An 18,271-nucleotide genomic window follows, 5' to 3' on the forward strand; every position below is an offset into this window, starting at 1 on the left:
TATCCCTAACGCAAAATTAGTACTATAAAAAACTTTTAATATAATTGGATAAACTTTCAACATCTAATCCTATAGCTTGTTGTAATTCATCAACACTTCCATGCTCAATAAAAGCATCAGGAATTCCCAAAAGCTTAATAGTGTTTTTATAGTTATTTATTGCGGCGAATTCTAAAACAGCACTACCAAAGCCACCTGTAATACTATTGTCTTCAATGGTTATAATTGTATCGTAAGTTTCAAAAATAGAGAGAAGTAACCTTTCATCTAAAGGCTTTACAAAACGCATGTCGTAATGTGAAACATCTATATTCAAAATAGCTTCACTTACATTTTTAGCAATAGTGCCAATACTTAAAACAGCTAATTTTTTACCTTTTTTAAGCAGAATACCTTTGCCAATTTCTATATTTTGAAAAGGTTGTTTCCAATTTAAAGTAACACCTTTTCCTCTTGGATATCGAATGGCAATAGGAAACTCTAAACCTAATTGAGAAGTATACATTATGTTACGTAACTCAAGCTCATTTCTGGGGGCAAAAATTATGAGGTTTGGAATGCATCTTAAATAACTTAAATCAAAAACACCATGATGTGTTGCACCATCTTCACCAACTAAACCGGCACGATCTAAACAAAAAATAACAGGTAGTTTTTGTAAAGCAACATCGTGTATAATTTGATCGTAAGCACGTTGTAAAAAGGTTGAATAAATATTGCAAAAAGGAATTAAACCTTGTGTTGCCATACCTGCAGCTAATGTTACGGCATGTTGTTCTGCAATACCAACATCAAAAGCACGGTTTGGCATGTCTTCCATCATATATTTTAACGAACTTCCTGTTGGCATTGCAGGAGTAATACCTACAATTTTTTTGTTTTGCTTTGCGAGTTCTAATATAGTATATCCAAAGACATCTTGATACTTTGGCGGCTCTTCAACAGTTATTTTTGTTATTAAATCACCAGTTTTGGCGTTAAATTTTCCTGGTGCGTGGTATTTTACTTGGTCTTTTTCGGCTTGTTTTAAACCTTTTCCTTTAGTTGTAATAATATGTAAAAACTTAGGTCCTTTAACAGTTTTTAATCGGTTTAACTCTGATATGATTTTATCAATATCATGTCCGTCAATAGGTCCAGAATAATCAAAATTTAATGCTTTAATAATGTTATTTCTTTTTTGAGTGCCTTTTTTAACATTGGTTAAATATTGTTTTAAAGCCCCAACACTTGGGTCAATTCCAATAGCATTATCATTTAAGATAATTAGCAAATTAGCATCGGTAACACCAGCATGATTTAAACCCTCAAAAGCCATGCCTCCGGCAATACTCGCATCACCTATAACAGCAATATGGTGTTTGTCTTCGCCTTTTAATTGGCTTGCAATGGCCATTCCTAAAGCTGCCGAAATTGATGTTGAAGCATGCCCTACACCAAATGTATCGTATTCACTTTCCTCGCGTTTAGGAAAACCACTAATACCACCTAGTTGTCTATTGGTGTGAAAATTATCTCTTCTGCCAGTTAATATTTTATGTCCGTAAGCTTGATGTCCCACATCCCAAATAAGTTGGTCTTCGGGCGTGTTAAAAACATAATGTAAAGCAATGGTTAACTCAACAACACCTAAACTAGCACCTAAGTGACCTTCTTTTGTAGCAACAATATTTATTATGAATTCACGTAATTCTTTTGCAAGTTGAGGTAAGTCTTTTTGGTTTAAAAGACGAAGTTCTTTTGGGGAATTTATTGTATTTAAAAAGCTTTTTTGCACTAAGCAAAAGTACAAGAATTTATTATTCTTCTACTTGAAAAATAATTGGTAAAGTATATACTATTTTAACAGGTTTACCTTTGTGTTTAGCAGGAATAAATTGCGATAAAAGTTGAATAACTCGTTTTGCTTCTTCTTCTAATTTAGAATGAGGTGCTCTGGCTTTTATATCTTTGACATAGCCTAAAGAGTCAATTTTAAATTGAACATTAATACGTTGCTTACCCTTTAATTCTAAACAAACTGATGTATTAAAATTTTTAGAAATAATATTAGTTATCTGTTTTGAGAAATATTCTTTTTTTTCTTTTATAGATAAATTTGTTGGAGTATTTTTAAATTCTGGAGGAGTTTGTACTTGAATGAACCCTAAAATAATTTCTGTATTTTCAGTCATCATATCTCCCATTACTTCTATTTCTTTTTCAAATTCAGGAGGTGCGATAATATTTATAGAATCAATATGAACAGGTGGTTTTTCAATAAACTCAACATCACCTACTGTTTCAATAACTAATTCCCCATCAGTTACAATATTTGTAATAGATGTTTTTTTAGGATTTAATTGAGAAACTTTATTAGATATTGAATCAATATCATTTAAATAAGGTAAACCAAAAGTGGTATACATTGTTTTGTCTTTTATTTCATCTAAAATTTCAATGCTATCAATTTTTTGTTTATTCCCATTTTTATTAGTGCAATTCATTAAAGTGGTTCCCATCACAATTAAAAGAGCCAATAAAAATATTTTATGAAATTTTTTTTGATTTTCTAAAACTTTAGAAGGGATAAATAAGTTAATACTATCTAATTGTGTTTGTTTGAAATGACCACAAATAAGATTGTTTTTATTTTCGTCAATAAAATCCTGGATTTCATAACTGTTCATTTTGGTGAAATCTATAACTGTTTTTTCGCAGGAATTACAAAACCTACCCTTTTCTTTTGGAGACATTTCGTTCCAGTTTTCATGACATGGTTTAGGGATTGAAATTGAATAGAAGTTTTTCATAATGAAAAGTTTAGACAATATCATTATCAAATTTCTTGCCGAAGAAAAGATTAAATAATTTGAAATCGTATTTTTGCTATTATGATACAACCTTTTGACGACACTTATTTTATGAAAAAAGCTTTGCAAGAAGCAGAAATGGCTTATGAAAAAGGAGAAATACCAGTAGGAGCGGTTATTGTTATTGATAATAAAATAATTGCACGCGGACATAATTTAACCGAAACCTTAACCGATGTTACTGCACATGCAGAAATGCAAGCTATAACAGCAGCTGCTAATTTTTTAGGTGGAAAATATCTTCAAAAATGCACTTTGTATGTCACCTTAGAGCCTTGCCAAATGTGTGCTGGAGCTTTATATTGGAGTCAGATTTCTAATATTGTTTATGGCGCTAGAGATCTGGAACGAGGTTGTATTAATTTGAAAACAAAATTGCACCCAAAAACCATTATAAAAGGTGGTGTTTTAGAAGAAGAGGCTTCAACTTTGATGAAAAGGTTTTTTGTTGAAAAACGAAATTTGAATTAACGCTTTTTCTCTTTTTCGTTTTCACGCATTTTATCTAAATTCTCTTTAGTAAGCATATAATCTTTTGGATCTTTATCTTTCCAACGATGGTAAGAAAATAAGGGAAACACTACTAAAAAAAGACCTGTTACGCCAAAGCCAATTAGTTTTTGGGAGTACTCTAAATCTAATACGAAGCCTAAAATAATACTTGTGAAAGCTAGAATAGTTAGTAATAGAATAATATATTTCATAATGTAATTGAATAAATTTTCAGACTAATTAGTAAAATTGATTAGTTGTTGCCTGTAAGCGGTTAGTAATTTTGATTTTGAAATGTAACCATAATATTTTCCATTTTTAATTACAGGTAAATTCCATACTCCAGTAGTTTTAAACTTTTCCATAATATCGTTCATAGAATCTTTGTCATAGTCAATAATACCAGCATCGGCATGCATTAAACTAGAAGCGTCTACGGTATCATAAAAATCTGAATTAAACATAATGTGTCTAATGTCATCTAAAAGAATAACACCTAAAAATTCATGGTTATCATTTACCACAGGAAAATGATTTCTAGAAGATTTAGCAACGGCATTTTTTAAAATATTTCCAAGTTTCATGTCTGGCTTAAGCACAATAAAATTATTTTCAATAACCTTATCTATATCTAAAACCATTAAAACATTTTGGTCTTTATCATGAGTCATCAGTTCTCCACGCTCAGCAAGTTTAAGTGTGTAAATAGAATGGGAAATATAATATTTTGTTATGGTAAATGAAATGGCAGAAACAATCATTAAAGGGAGGAATAATTCATAACCTCCAGTAATTTCGGCAATCAAAAAAATGGCAGTTAATGGTGCGTGAAGAACTCCCGCTAATAAACCAGCCATACCAATTAATGTGAAATTAGATTCTGATACATGAAACCCTAAACCTACGTTGTTAATTACTTTAGCAAAAGCATTTCCTAAGGCACTTCCCATAACCAATGTTGGTATAAATAGCCCACCAACGCCACCAGCACCAAAAGTAGTAGTCATAGCTATGGCTTTAAATATTGAAATACCTAGTAAAAGTGCGATAACTATCCAGATGTTTGTCAAATCTAAATTAAAAGGTGTGATACCTATAGCTGCTATATGATCTCCTTTTAAAAGGTTGTTCATAATGCCGTATCCTTCACCGTATAGTGGTGGTATAAAATAAAGCATAGTGCCAATGGCTAAGCCACCAATTAATAACCTTAGAGCACGACTTTCAAATTGTTTAAAAAAATTGGTTATTAAGAAAAAGACTTTTGAAAAATATATAGAAGCAAATGCGGTTACCAATCCTAAAAAAATATAAAAGATAATATCGTTAATTTCAAATTTATCAGTTAATTCAAAACGAAGTAGTACATCGGTTCCTAAAAACATATATGATGTTATAACTGCTGAAACTGATGCTAATAATAAAGGAACTAATGATGCGAAAGCAATGTCTAAGCTAAAAATTTCTACGGCAAAAATAATAGCAGCAATAGGAGCTTTAAACATAGATGCCATTGCACCAGCAGAAGCACATCCAATTAAAAGCATTCGGGTTTTTGTGCTCATGTGAAATAACCGAGCAGCATTAGAGCCTAAAGCAGACCCAACACTTATAGCAGGACCTTGTAATCCTACAGAACCTCCAAAACCTGCCGTTAAAGGCGCTGTAATTAATGATGCATAAATATTATACCTTGGAATAATTCCGTTTAGTTTAGAAATAGCATATAATGTTGAGGAAATACCATGGCCAATATGCTTTTTTAACCAAGTTTGTTTTATAATATATACTAATAGTAATCCAATTATTGGAAAAATAAAATATAAGGAATTTTGATAATTTTTAAAAAAACTTAATTCGAAAAGTAAACTAATATAATGGGTTAAATTTTTAAGCAGTACTGTACCCATACCTGCTAAAAAACCAACCAATATGCTCAGCATATAAACAAATTGTCGCTCTGAAATATGTTTATATTTCCAGATTAAAAATTTTCTTAATAAACTCTTAGAGTTAAAAGGCATATTATAAAATTACTAAATATTCTACTAATTGTAGTGGTCGATTTTACGATTTACCTTGTAGTGTAATTAATTGACGTCTATAGGAGGTTAATAGTTTAGATTTTGAGATAAAACCATAGTAAATACCATTTTTAGTTACAGGTAAATTCCATGCGCTACTGTCCTGAAATTTTCTCATAATATCAGTCATTTTATCTGTATCTAAGTTTATTACTTTAGGTGGTTTTTGCATAACATCGGTCGCTACAACTTCTTGGTATAGAGATTGATCAAACATGATGGGGCGCAAATCATCTAAAAGGATAATACCTTGTAATTTATGAGTGTCTTTTTTTACTACAGGAAAGATGTTTCTATTTGATTTTATAACAGCTTTATTTATTATTTGCTCTAGATTCATTTCTGGCCTTATGGTTACGAAATTAGTTTCAATAACCTTTTCGATATCCATTAATGTTAATACAGCATGGTCTTTATCGTGTGTAATAAGTTCACCTTTTCGGCCTAATTCCATATTATAAACAGAATGTGGTTTAAAATATTTTGTAATACTAAATGAGATAGTAGATGTGAGCATTAAAGGGATAAAAAGCTCGTAACCACCCGTTAGTTCTGCAATTAAGAAAATAGCTGTTAATGGGGCCTGTAAAACACCTGCCAATAAACCAGCCATACCTACTAAAGTGAAATTGCTTTCGGAAATAGGAGAGCTAAATAAACCACAGTTATTTATTATTTTAGACATGCAATAGCCCATAATACTTCCCATAAAAAGCGTAGGCGCAAAAATACCACCAACACCACCCGCACCAAAGGTTAAAGAACTAGCAATAATTTTAAAAAGCATAAGCCCTATTAAAAGTAAAACAACAATCCAGATGTTCGTTAAATCCATTTGAAATAAATTGTTTTCTAACGCTTTTTCGGGGTTTCCAACAATTAAGTTATTTATAACATCGAAACCTTCACCATAAAGTGGTGGAATTAAATAAACGAGTATTCCAATACCTGTAGCACCAACAATTAGTTTTTTTACAGGAGACTTTAGTGCGTCAAAAAGCTTCTGGATTCTGTCATAAACTTCAGTGAAATATATAGAGACAAATGCCGCTAAAACACCTAAAATAATATAAAAAGGTGCATCTGAAATATAGAATTTATCTTCAATTCTGAAGGGTAATAAAACATCATCACCAAAGAAAAAATAAGAAGTTAAAATCGCAGAAAGAGATGCTAACAAAAGCGGCAACATGGAAGCGATAGTTAAATCTAAACTAAAGACTTCTATAGCAAAAATTATAGCAGCAATAGGGGCTTTGAAAATAGAACTCATAGCTCCAGCGGCGGCACATCCAATTAATAGATTTCTAGAGGTTTGGTTCATGTGAAACATTCTAGAAATGTTAGAACCTATTGCTGCTCCTGTTGCAACTGTAGGGCCTTCTAATCCAACAGAACCACCAAAACCAACGGTAAGCGGTGCAGTTAAAATAGAACCAAACATTTGATAGCGTTTCATAATCCCTTTTCTTTTGGAAATAGCAAAAAGTGTTGAAGGAATACCGTGACTTACTTTATTTCTAATAACATACTTAATAATTAAGTAAACTATAGAAAGCCCTAAAATAGGAAACAAGAAATAGAATGCATGGTGGTAGTATTTTATTAGTTTTCCTTCTAATAAATGCTGAATAAAATGGGTTAAGTTTTTTAACACAACCGCACCAACACCCGAAGTAAAACCAATAACAATACTTAAAATATATACAAATTGTCTATGAGAAATATATTTTGCTCTCCAAATAAGAATTTGCTTTAAAAAAGTTTTTTTGGGCATAATTATTTTAATTCAGTTTTCAAGGTTTCTAAATCTTCCATATAAATTTGACGAAGTGTTTCTACGTATGGCCTATTGTTAAAATAGCCTAAATTAAAATCTTCAATTGCTGAATTTAATAATGAAAGCGCTTCTGAAGGGTTATTTTGGGCCTTTAAAATTAAAGCTTTATAATACTTTGCATCTGCACTTAAGTTTCTGGAATATTCTAATTGTTTGTCAAAATTAATTAATGCTTTTTCAAAATTGCCTGCTTCAAAATAGGAAATACCATTATATAAAAAAGCTATTACATCAACATAATCCTCGCCAAAATCTTGTGTTTCTTTAGTGATGTGTTTTTCAAAATAGACATTAGAATTTTTATAATTTTTTAAGCCTAAATAAGCAATACCACGCCAATAATCTACACTATGTCCTTGTGGAGCATCTATGAAGTTAGGTGTTAAAGTGTCTGTTGCATTAAAATCGGCTATTGCTTTTTTATAATCTTTATAAAACCATAAGTAGTTATAACCCCTGTAACCTTGCCAATCTTCTGGGTTTTTAGCAACAGCTTTATCCATATCATTTTTCCAAAGATGTGGCAAACCTCGTTTTAAATAAGGTATAGATAACTCACGGTAAATTTCGGCGTTAGTTGAATCTAATTCTGCAGCTCGTGTTAATGCATTTAGACTTTGAGAACTTCCTTGATAGTGTTTTCCAAACTCTAATACTTCCAATGCTTTTTCTTTGTCTGTCTTACAGGAAAATAAAAAGAAAAGTAGCAATATACTAAGGTATAATTTCTGTAATGTTTCCATTTTCTATTCTATAAGATAAATACATATAAGAATCTCGAAATTCATCATGTGTGAAATTTGGATTCCATTTTTTTAATTGTGTTGTAAGTTCAAATAGTTGATGAACTAAATCTTTATTAAATTTTTTAGGCTTTAGGTTTAAATCATTTTCGTGTATAATATATCTTCCAGCTTCACCTTTACAATTAATTACAAATCGAATATTTAAATAGCCAGAATCTATATAATTTCGATTTTCATAATTCGACATAATAAATTTTCGAAGACCGTTTTTACCTTCACTATATGTTGCTCTTTCTGGATTGTAATATTGAATTATATATTTTTCGTCACAAGTTTTAAAGCCCTCTGAGAATTTTGCCTCATCTGGATTTATATACTCAGCAGATTGGGTAAATAAAATGTTTTTAGGCAAGTATCTGTATTTATAATTATAATAACTAATACCAATAAAACAAGCACATAAAAATAGTAATACACCTAAAACTGAAGCAATAATTTTTAAAACCTTCTTTAATTTCATAGGATTAAAACTACTAAAAAATCCTGCGAAAAGCAGGATTTAATTTTTTATGATTTTAAATTAAGTTTTAGGCTTAATTCTGTGAGTTGAGCATCATCTATTGGAGCAGGAGCATCAATCATAACATCTCTACCAGAATTATTTTTTGGGAATGCAATAAAATCTCTAATGGTTTCTTGTCCACCTAAAATGGCAACCAATCTATCTAATCCAAAAGCTAAACCACCATGTGGAGGTGCGCCATATTCAAAAGCATCCATTAAGAAACCAAATTGAGCTTTTGCTTCTTCTTCGGTGAATCCTAAATGTTTAAACATTATAGCTTGTGTTCCTTTATCGTGAATTCTAATAGAACCACCGCCAATTTCATTTCCGTTTAATACTAAATCGTAAGCGTTTGCTTTTACGTCGCCTGGATTAGTGTCTAATAATTCTATTTGTCCGGGTTTTGGAGATGTAAAAGGATGGTGCATAGCGTGATAATGACCAGTTTCTTCATCTAATTCAAGTAAAGGGAAATCAATTACCCAAAGTGGAGCAAATACTTTTGGATCTCTTAGTCCTAAACGTGTTGCTAATTCCATGCGTAACGCACTTAATTGTGCACGCGCTTTATTTTTATCTCCAGATAATACGCAGATTAAATCACCAGCTTTTGCGTCTGTTACTTCTGCCCATTTTGCTAAATCGCCTTGATCGTAAAATTTATCTACAGAAGATTTGAATGTTCCATCATCGTTACAACGAGAATATACCATTCCTAAAGCACCAACTTGTGGACGTTTTACCCAATCAATTAAAGCATCAATTTCTTTTCTAGTATACGTATTTCCACCAGGAACAGCTATCCCTACAACTAATTCGGCATTATTAAAAACTCCAAAATCTTTGTGTTGTGCAACTTCGTTTAATTCTCCAAACTCCATTCCAAAACGAATGTCTGGTTTGTCGTTTCCGTATAAACGCATGGCATCGTCATAAAGCATTCTTGGGAATTTTTCTATTTCAACTCCATTCACTTCTTTAAGTAAGTGGCGTGTTAATCCTTCAAATACATTTAAAATATCTTCTTGCTCTACAAATGCCATTTCACAGTCAATCTGAGTGAATTCAGGTTGTCTGTCTGCACGTAAATCTTCATCTCTAAAACACTTTACAATCTGGAAGTATTTATCCATTCCACCAACCATAAGCAATTGCTTAAAAGTTTGAGGCGATTGTGGTAAGGCGTAAAATTCACCTTCATTCATACGAGAAGGCACAACAAAATCACGTGCGCCTTCTGGTGTAGATTTTATTAAATAAGGTGTTTCAATTTCTGTAAACCCATCGTTAGATAAATAATTTCTAACCTCTTGAGCTACTTTTGCTCTAAAAATTAAGCTGTTTTTTACAGGATTACGACGAATATCTAAATAGCGATATTTCATACGTATATCTTCACCACCATCCGTTTTGTCTTCAATTGTAAATGGCGGAAGCAATGCTTTATTTAAAATGTTTAATTCTGAAACTAAAATCTCAATATCACCAGTTGGAATATTTGGGTTTTTTGAAGCACGTTCTATAACATTTCCTTTAACCTGAATAACAAACTCTCGACCTAGATTTTGAGCTTGCTCCATCATTGTTTTAGAAGTACGTTCTTCGTCAAAAACAAGTTGAGTTATACCGTAACGATCACGTAAATCTACCCAAACAATAAACCCTTTATCTCTCGATTTTTGAACCCAACCTGCTAAGGTTACTTCTGTATTAATATGTGATGCTCTTAACTCACCACAATTATGACTTCTGTACATATTAAAATTTTGATGTGCAAATTTAATCAAATACGGCAGAGTATGAATTGTTATGCTTCTTTTTTTGAGGTTTAATTTTTTGCTTAATAAAATGTTTTTAACAATAAGACAGGGGTTTTTTGTGAAAAATAAAACATTTACTTTTTTGGTTAAGACGATAGTAATAGTTTTAGTTTCAATTTTTATTAAAATAGCAGGTAAATACTTTGTTTTTTTGCGTATAATGTTATGAATCGTTTTATTACTATGCATACATTAATAAGACTAATTCAAAATAAATTTGTTATGATTAATTATTACATTTAAAATCATTGACATTTCTAATGTTTATAGGGCTTCTGGAACAATGTTAGCGCAGGAAGAATACAGTATTGACTATGATAACAGATTTAATTTAAATATAAGTGTACAACTACAGATTTTGATGGAGGAATATTCCGTTTCTTCCATTAGTGTAGACATGTTGTTTTTTTTCTTACATGTGTTGTGATACAAAAGAGGTAGTGGTTTGTGGTAGCGCTGGATTAAGTTGTATTAATTGCATCTAAACTTGTAGCCGATTTATCTTTTGGTTACAAAGTATCAGAAAGTTTAACGATTACTGTTGGAGCCAATAACTTGTTAGATGTTTATCCAGATAGAGCAATTGAAGCTAACAGAAGAAGAGAAAGGTTTTATTTGTCTAGACGTTCTCAAGAATTTGGTATAGGTGGTAGATTCTTATTTGGTAGATTAAGCTTTAAATTAAAATTAAAAAAACACTTATATTGAATAAAAAAAAGCCTCAACATATGTTGGGGCTTTTTTTGCTATCAATCTTAATAAAGTTTAATTAAACTAGTCAATTCTCTTATCCATATTAAAAACCTCTTGAGCTTTTGCTTGATTATGTTTTGCAACTCGATTACTATACAACCACATTTTTAATTTCATGGTTAAAAAGAATAAGACAGGAACAACTATTAAGGTTAAAAAGGTTGCTACAAATAAACCATAAATTACGGTCCAAGCTAATGGTCCCCAAAACACAACGTTATCTCCTCCCATATATATATTAGCATCAAAGTCTTTAAATAGTGTAAAGAAGTTAATGTTTAAACCAATTGCTAGTGGGATTAACCCAAGTATGGTGGTAATAGCAGTTAGTAAAACGGGTCTTAAACGTGCTTTTCCTGCTTTTACAATACTTTCAAATAGATCTTCGGTTTCTAAATATTCATCAGTATCTAAATCTAAATCATTCTTTTTTCGGTCAATAAGTAATTGGGCATAATCTAAGAGTACTACACCATTGTTTACTACAATTCCTGCTAGTGAAATGATACCAACCATTGTCATCATAATTACAAAGGCAGAACCCGATATAACAATACCACCAAATACACCAATAAAGCTCAAAAATATAGCTAACATGATGATAGCGGGTTTTGAAACGGAGTTAAATTGAAATATTAGAATAAAAAAGATTAAACCTAATCCGGTAAAAAAGGCACCCATTAAAAAGGCCATTTGTTTATTTTGTTCTTCAATTTGTCCTGTATAATCTATCTTAATGTTTTCAGATAAACCTTCATAGCTTTTCATTTCATTCTGAATTTGAGTCACAATAGCACCAGCATCAGTAAACCCTGGAGCTAAAGCAGAATAAACGGTTACAACACGTTTAGTTTCTTTGTGCTTAATGGCGCTAAAACCAGAATTATTTTCATGGTGTGCAACTGAAGATAATGGAATGTCTTTAATTTGCCCTGTATTATCTCTAAAGGTTATATTTTGATTAAATAAAGCACTTGTATTGTATCTATTTTCTTTATTAAAACGTACATAGATATCAAAATCATCACCACCTTCTTTATAAATACCAGCTTTTGATCCAAAAATAGAATTACGTAATTGTTGACCAACTTGCGAAGCGCTTACACCTAATTCACCAGCTTTTTCACGATTTACCGTAACTTTCATAGAAGGCTTATCTTTATTAACATCTATTTTAAGTTCGTCAATACCAGGAATATTCTTAGTGTTAATAAACTCACGCATATTCTCAGCAGTAGCGATTAGTTCATTATAATTATCCCCTTCAATTTCAATATTAATAGGAGCTCCAGCAGGAGGACCATTAACATCTTTTTCAACTGAAATAAGTACTCCAGGATAAATACCAGCTAAAGCAATTTGTACTTTTTGGCGTAATAATTCACTGTCTTCTCCTTTTCTATACTTATACTCACGCATAGAAGCAGTAATTTTTGCTTTATGTGGCATTTCAGCAGCAGAACCACCATCAGTTTGTGGGTTTCCTGCACCTTCACCTACTTGCGAAACTGCATTTTCTACTAAAAAGTTATAATCTCCTTCTTTGTATTGGCTATCATCTAAAACCTCAAAAACGTGTTGTTCTATCTCTTTAGTAATGGCATTTGTTTTTTCAATAGCTGTACCTTGAGGATATTCTATATAAACAATAATTTGATTTGGCTTATTGTCTGGGAAGAATTCAACTTTAGTACGTTGTGTCGCTAAAGATGCTCCAAATGCAACAAAAGCAAGAATTAATAAAACAAAAGTTCCTATACTTAGTACATATGGTCTTTTTCCTGAAAGTGCACGACGTAGTTGATTTTCATACCAATTTTCTAATTTTCTTAGTGTTTTGGTTTGGAAACTATTTGCCCATTTACGCAAGAATAAACGGTATACCCAAAGCATAATTGCTGTAAATACCATGAGTGTGCCTAAAGCTCTATATTGACCGCCAACAATAAAAACAAATATGCCTATCACAGCCATTATAATTGTTGTTTTAATGATTTGCTTTAATGGCATGTCTTTGTCTTCGGTACTCATAAACTGAGATACTAAAACAGAGTTAAAGAAAATGGCAACAAATAATGATGATCCTAAAACAATGGATAGTGTTATTGGTAAAATCATCATAAACTCGCCCATAATTCCAGGCCATAAACCTAACGGAATAAAAGCGGCAACTGTTGTAGCCGTAGAAATAATGATTGGAAATGCAATTTCGCCAATTCCTTTTTTAGCGGCATCTATTCTACTCATACCTTCCTCGTCCATTAAACGATATACGTTTTCAACAACCACAATACCATTATCTACAAGCATTCCAAGTCCCATAATTAATCCAAAAAGAACCATGGTATTTAAACTATGACCAAGTAAGTTTAATATCATTAGCGACATAAACATAGACATTGGAATAGCGAAACCAACAAATATGGCGTTTTTGAATCCTAAAAAGAACATTAAAACGGTTACAACTAGAATAACCCCAAAAATGATGTTATTTACTAAATCATCTACCTGACCAATAGTTACAGAGGATTGATCATTTGAAATGGTTACTTTTAAATCTTGTGGAAAAATATTTTCAGTAGTGTTTTTAACAATAACTTGAATTTGCTCTGCAGCAGCAACCATGTTTTTTCCTGCTCGTTTTTTAACATCTAACATAACAACAGGTTCGCCATACTCTCTTGCAAAAGTGGTTTTGTCTTCGTCTTTAAAAGCTACAGTTGCTACATCTTTTAGGTATATAGATTTTCCGTTTTCAGATTTTACAACAAAATTTTCTAGTTCTGAAGGGGTTTCTATTTCTCCTAAAACACGAATGGTTCGTCTTTGTCCGCTTGCAATTAAATTACCTGCAGACATGGTTACGTTTCCTCCATTTATTGCGCCTATAATATCGCTAAAAGTAACTTGTGCAGCCATCATTTTGTAGATGTCTACTGCAACTTCAACTTCTTTTTCTTGAGCACCACGAATGTCTGCTTTTTTAATTTCATCAAGATCTTCAATTTCATCTTGAAGTATTTCAGCATATTCTTTTAACTTTTCTATTGGGTAATCTCCAGAAATATTAATATTAAGAATTGGCATTTCTTCAGATAAACTCAACTCAAAAACATCTGGTTCTACTTTTGCACCATTAAATGTTGGCCAATCTTCACCGGAAGTTTCAGTGTCAATTTCATCTTTAACTTTTTGCTTAGCTTGCTCAACTGTTATGTTTTCGTCAAACTCAACAATAATCATTGAGTAGTCTTCTTGTGATGTTGAGGTAATTTCTACCTTATTGCTAACCGTTTTTAATTTATCTTCTAAAGGATCGGTAATAAGTTTTTCAATATCTTCGGCTGTGTTTCCAGGAAAAACTGAGCTTACATAAATTTTAGTTTCATTTACCTCCGGGAAATTTTCTCTAGACATGCTAAAAAAAGCAGAAATACCTAAATAGAAAATAACTAAAATAAGCACATACATTGTGGTCTTATTATTTATAGCCCAAGAGGATAAACCAAATTCTTTATCGACTTGTTTTTTTTGTTTAGTCATAGCTTAGATTATTGATTGATTACTTTTACTGTTTGACCATCTTTTACACTTCTAGCGCCTTCTTGAACAATTTCAGAACCATCTTCTATGCCATTTAAAACTTCAATAACATCGCCTTGAGTTTTACCTGTTTCTATAATAATTCGCTCTGCTAAACCTTCGTTATTACTGTCTTTGTTTTTTACAACATAAATGTATTGTTCACCTTCAGCATTTTCAGAAATAATACTTTGAGGAATTAATAATGCTTCCTCGTTTGTATAATCGTTTATTTTAAGTTTAGCCGTTAAGTTCGGTTTGATGTTTTTATCTTTATTTGGTACAGCAACTTCTATTTTAAATGTTCTGTTTGCAGGATTAATAAAGTTACCAGCTTGTCTTATTTTAGCATCTAGAGTTTTTCCTAAAACAGGAATTTCTACGATAACATTTTTGTTTTCGGTAACATTACTAATATAATTTTCAGGAACATCTGTTTCTATATACATATCATCTAGGTTTACAATACGCATTAATTGTGATTGCCCAGCTCCAACTACACTTCCTTGCTCAGTAATTATATCGTCTATAGTTCCAGAAAATGGTGCACGAACTAGCGTTTTTCCTACTTGTTGTTGTAGTTGATTTACAGCTTGTTCTTGTGCTTCATAGTTAGATTTTGCTTGTAAATATTGAATTTCACTTCCTATTTTTTGACTCCAAAGACGCTCTTGACGATCAAAAGTAGTTTTAGCCAAATCGGATTGAATTTTTAATTGCGCTAGTTGTTGACTTAAACCACCGTCGTCAATTTTTGCAAGTAATTGTCCTTTTGAAACTTTTTGTCCTTCTTTAACATATACTTTTGTTAAAACACCATTATATTCTGGGTAAATAACTAAAACATTTTTTGTGCTTACATTACCTTGTAATTCTAAATAATGATTAAAAACTTCGTGTTTAGCAGTGAATGTGGTAATTAAAGGCACTTTTTTAGTAGTGTCTAAAACCGAAATTTTATGATCTAATTGTTTTAATTGTTCAGCTATTTCTTGTTGTTTAGCAACAACTTCTGATCTTTTAGCTCTTATTTTTTCTAAATTTTCAGTTGCAATTACAGCTTCTACTGTTTGCTTTTTGTCACCTCCACAAGAGGTTAATAGAAGTGTAGTTACTAAAATTATGTATATATATTTCATGGTGTGGTTATTTTTCAATGTTTAATAAGTTTGTAAGAGTTGCTTTTTTGTTGATAACGTCAATAATGGATTGTAAATATTCTTGTTGAATGGTGTAAAGTTGCACTTGAGCTTGTCTCAAATCAAAACTACTTGCAATACCTTCTTTATATTTAATGGTATTTTTTCTTTCGATTTTTTCAGCTAATGTTAAGTTTTTTTGTTTGTTAGCATAAGTGTCTATAGCTAAACTATATTCGTTTTTTGCATTCTTAAAGTCAACTTCTAACTGGTTTTCAGTTTCTATAAGGTTGTTTTGTGCAATGTCCCATTCAATTTTGGCTTTTTGTCTTTTTGCTCTGCCTCCAAAAGAACTAAATATAGGTACTGTTAAACTAACACCACCTGCACTAGTAAATAACCATTCTTGCTCTTTTTTAAAATAAGTTGAAAAGTGATCACTGTATCCTAAATAGTTAGAAGTAACAAAGGCATTTAATTTTGGTAATTGTTCAGATTTTTCTAATTTATATTCCAATCCTTTACTTGTTACATCGTTAACTGCAATTTTATAATCAACATTGTTAGAAACAGGATATTCATTACTAATCAATTCCAATGAAACATTATCAATCACTAAAGATTCTAAAGAATCTGTTAATTCAATGGTGTCATTAGAATCTAAGCCAAGTAAAACTTTTAAGTATCCTTTGGATATTTCGTGTAATGTTTCTAAGTTTTTTAAGTTAATTTCTAAGCTTGAAAGTGTTAATTGAAGTTGCTCAACATCTTCTTCTTCAGTTAAACCATTTTCAAAAATTTTAGTAGTTTCATCTAAATTATTCTTTAAAACACTAATATTATTTTTTGTAATCACAAGACTTTCCTTGGTTAGTAAGGCATTACTATAAGCACTAACAATAGATGTTTCAATCTGATTTTGAGTTTTTTCTTTAGCGTTTTGAGAAATTTCTAAAAACACTTTGTTGGATTGGAGTCCAACAATATAACCGCCATCAAAAAGTAACTGAGTTAATGTAACGCTTGGTGTTACATTGTGTTTAGGGAATAAAAACAAAAGAGGGCTTCCAGGTTCAAGATCAGCAGTATTAAAAGGCGATTTAATATTTATTGAGTAATCAACGGCGCCATTTATTTGGGGCAATCCTTGAGCAGTTGTTATCCATACTTCTTGTTCTGCTGCAAGAATATTTAAGTCTGCATTTTTTATGTTTCTATTATTTTTTAATCCAAAATTAATAGCTTCTTGGAGCGAAAAATTTTGCCTGATTTCTTGTGAAATCCCTGTTATAGAAATTAAAAAACTAAAAAATATAATTAGTTTGTGTTTCATTTTTATGATTGATTTGATGTTATAAATTTATTTAATATTTGTAGGCCGTTATCTGTAACAATAGCTCTTAAGTGGTATTCTAAATAACTCTCCATAAGGTATTCCATAGTATAAATTTCTTGTGGAAAAATAGAGTCGTCCTTTATTCCGGTCATACCGTTAAAGTACATCCTAGATATAAAATCAACATTAATATGAGATCTAAATAATTTTGTATCTATACCTTTTTGAAGACTATCTTTAACCGAGTCGTGCATTTTCTCAAATTGTTTAAGCTTAAGTACATCATATATTTGAGGATAGTACTTTTTAAGTTGATATTGAGGTGATGATTTTTCGTTTTTTAAATGTTGCATAACAAACATTTTAATGTCGTATAGCTGCTCAATAGGATTGTTTGAAGAATTACAGATACAATCTATTCCTTCACAAATGGTTTCGAAAAGCTCAAAGGTTACAGCCTCAACTAACTTGGTTTTATTAGCAAAGTGTACATATATGGTTTTTTTAGATATACCCATTTCATTGGCGATATCGTCCATAGTAACACTTTTAAACCCTAGGTTTAAAAATAATTCTGCTGCTTTATGTATAATTTTTTCTCTCATAATAAAGATGCAAAACTACAACAGGAAACTTTAAAAACAAAAAAAGTTTCCTTAGTTTTAATAAAAAAATAACAATTATGAAATGATTACTTAAAACTAAGGCGTTTAAGAGGGTTTGTTTAGTCTTTTTTGCACCAGTTTTTGTTTTTAAACCTTTGTTTCCATTCTTCTTTAAACTTCTCTCTCTCTTCTGGCGACATACTTCTCATGTTATTCATTAAACGTTGTTTGCGCAAAGAATGTTTGTTCTTACCACAACCATGGAAACCACCAAATAAAATTTTGCTCAAAACCAAAATTCCCATGGCCTGCCAATAGGTAATGCTTTTAACACCAATTATATCTGGTAAAATGCCGTTCCAAAGCCACAGAACTATAGCTGTTAATGCAAAAAGTATAAAGACTGGAACTATGAATAGAAATTTTCTTTTATGTTTAAATTTATGTCTCATTGTAA

The 18,271-nt window shown here is 31.1% G+C and carries 14 protein-coding genes; 1 reads left to right on the forward strand and 13 read right to left on the reverse strand.

The window, feature by feature from the left end; translation table 11 throughout:
* Nucleotides 1–22 precede the first annotated feature (22 nt).
* A complete protein-coding gene (gene dxs, locus BT151_RS05095; protein WP_072400662.1) occupies nt 23–1,777 on the reverse strand; it encodes a 1-deoxy-D-xylulose-5-phosphate synthase in 1,755 nt (584 codons plus the stop codon).
* Between the two features lie 22 nt (nt 1,778–1,799).
* The gene (locus BT151_RS05100; protein ID WP_072400663.1) at nt 1,800–2,792 is read right to left on the reverse strand and encodes an energy transducer TonB; all 993 of its coding nucleotides are present in this window, start codon (nt 2,790–2,792) and stop codon (nt 1,800–1,802) included.
* Nucleotides 2,793–2,873: 81 nt separating this feature from the next.
* Between BT151_RS05100 and BT151_RS05105 the strand changes: the two genes are divergently transcribed.
* Nucleotides 2,874–3,323: a nucleoside deaminase gene (locus tag BT151_RS05105; RefSeq protein ID WP_072400664.1), complete on the forward strand. Its 450-nt coding sequence runs from the start codon at nt 2,874–2,876 to the stop codon at nt 3,321–3,323.
* Here the strand turns inward: BT151_RS05105 and BT151_RS05110 are convergent.
* The 11 genes from BT151_RS05110 to BT151_RS05165 all read right to left on the reverse strand — a co-directional run bounded on the left by BT151_RS05110 (nt 3,320) and on the right by BT151_RS05165 (nt 18,266).
* Nucleotides 3,320–3,556, reverse strand: a complete 237-nt coding sequence (locus BT151_RS05110; protein WP_072400665.1) for a hypothetical protein — start codon at nt 3,554–3,556, stop codon at nt 3,320–3,322. The genes BT151_RS05105 and BT151_RS05110 overlap by 4 nt on opposite strands.
* A gap of 24 nt (nt 3,557–3,580) precedes the next feature.
* A complete protein-coding gene (locus BT151_RS05115) occupies nt 3,581–5,368 on the reverse strand; it encodes a chloride channel protein (protein WP_072400666.1) in 1,788 nt (595 codons plus the stop codon).
* 43 nt (nt 5,369–5,411) lie between these two features.
* On the reverse strand, nt 5,412–7,205 hold the full coding sequence (locus tag BT151_RS05120) for a chloride channel protein (protein WP_084647865.1): 1,794 nt from the start codon (nt 7,203–7,205) through the stop codon (nt 5,412–5,414).
* Between the two features lie 2 nt (nt 7,206–7,207).
* Nucleotides 7,208–8,011, reverse strand: a complete 804-nt coding sequence (locus BT151_RS05125; protein WP_072400668.1) for a tetratricopeptide repeat protein — start codon at nt 8,009–8,011, stop codon at nt 7,208–7,210.
* Entirely contained in the window at nt 7,983–8,534 is a 552-nt protein-coding gene (locus BT151_RS05130; RefSeq protein WP_072400669.1) for a hypothetical protein, read from the reverse strand. Before BT151_RS05130 ends, BT151_RS05125 begins: the two co-directional genes overlap by 29 nt.
* Nucleotides 8,535–8,581: 47 nt before the next feature.
* The gene (gene aspS / locus BT151_RS05135; protein ID WP_072401003.1) at nt 8,582–10,336 is read right to left on the reverse strand and encodes an aspartate--tRNA ligase; all 1,755 of its coding nucleotides are present in this window, start codon (nt 10,334–10,336) and stop codon (nt 8,582–8,584) included.
* An 837-nt stretch (nt 10,337–11,173) separates the two neighbouring features.
* The gene (locus tag BT151_RS05145) at nt 11,174–14,695 is read right to left on the reverse strand and encodes an efflux RND transporter permease subunit (protein WP_072400670.1); all 3,522 of its coding nucleotides are present in this window, start codon (nt 14,693–14,695) and stop codon (nt 11,174–11,176) included.
* Nucleotides 14,696–14,703: 8 nt separating this feature from the next.
* On the reverse strand, nt 14,704–15,873 hold the full coding sequence (locus tag BT151_RS05150) for an efflux RND transporter periplasmic adaptor subunit (protein WP_072401004.1): 1,170 nt from the start codon (nt 15,871–15,873) through the stop codon (nt 14,704–14,706).
* A gap of 7 nt (nt 15,874–15,880) precedes the next feature.
* The gene (locus BT151_RS05155; RefSeq protein WP_072400671.1) at nt 15,881–17,206 is read right to left on the reverse strand and encodes a TolC family protein; all 1,326 of its coding nucleotides are present in this window, start codon (nt 17,204–17,206) and stop codon (nt 15,881–15,883) included.
* Between the two features lie 2 nt (nt 17,207–17,208).
* A complete protein-coding gene (locus BT151_RS05160; protein WP_072400672.1) occupies nt 17,209–17,814 on the reverse strand; it encodes a TetR/AcrR family transcriptional regulator in 606 nt (201 codons plus the stop codon).
* A gap of 119 nt (nt 17,815–17,933) precedes the next feature.
* Nucleotides 17,934–18,266 carry a hypothetical protein gene (locus BT151_RS05165; RefSeq protein ID WP_072400673.1) on the reverse strand — a complete coding sequence of 111 codons (333 nt, stop codon included), beginning with the start codon at nt 18,264–18,266 and terminating at the stop codon, nt 17,934–17,936.
* Nucleotides 18,267–18,271: the final 5 nt, after the last annotated feature.

Origin of the sequence: Flaviramulus basaltis (genome assembly GCF_900114265.1) — a bacterium.
GTDB classification, from domain to species: domain Bacteria; phylum Bacteroidota; class Bacteroidia; order Flavobacteriales; family Flavobacteriaceae; genus Flaviramulus; species Flaviramulus basaltis.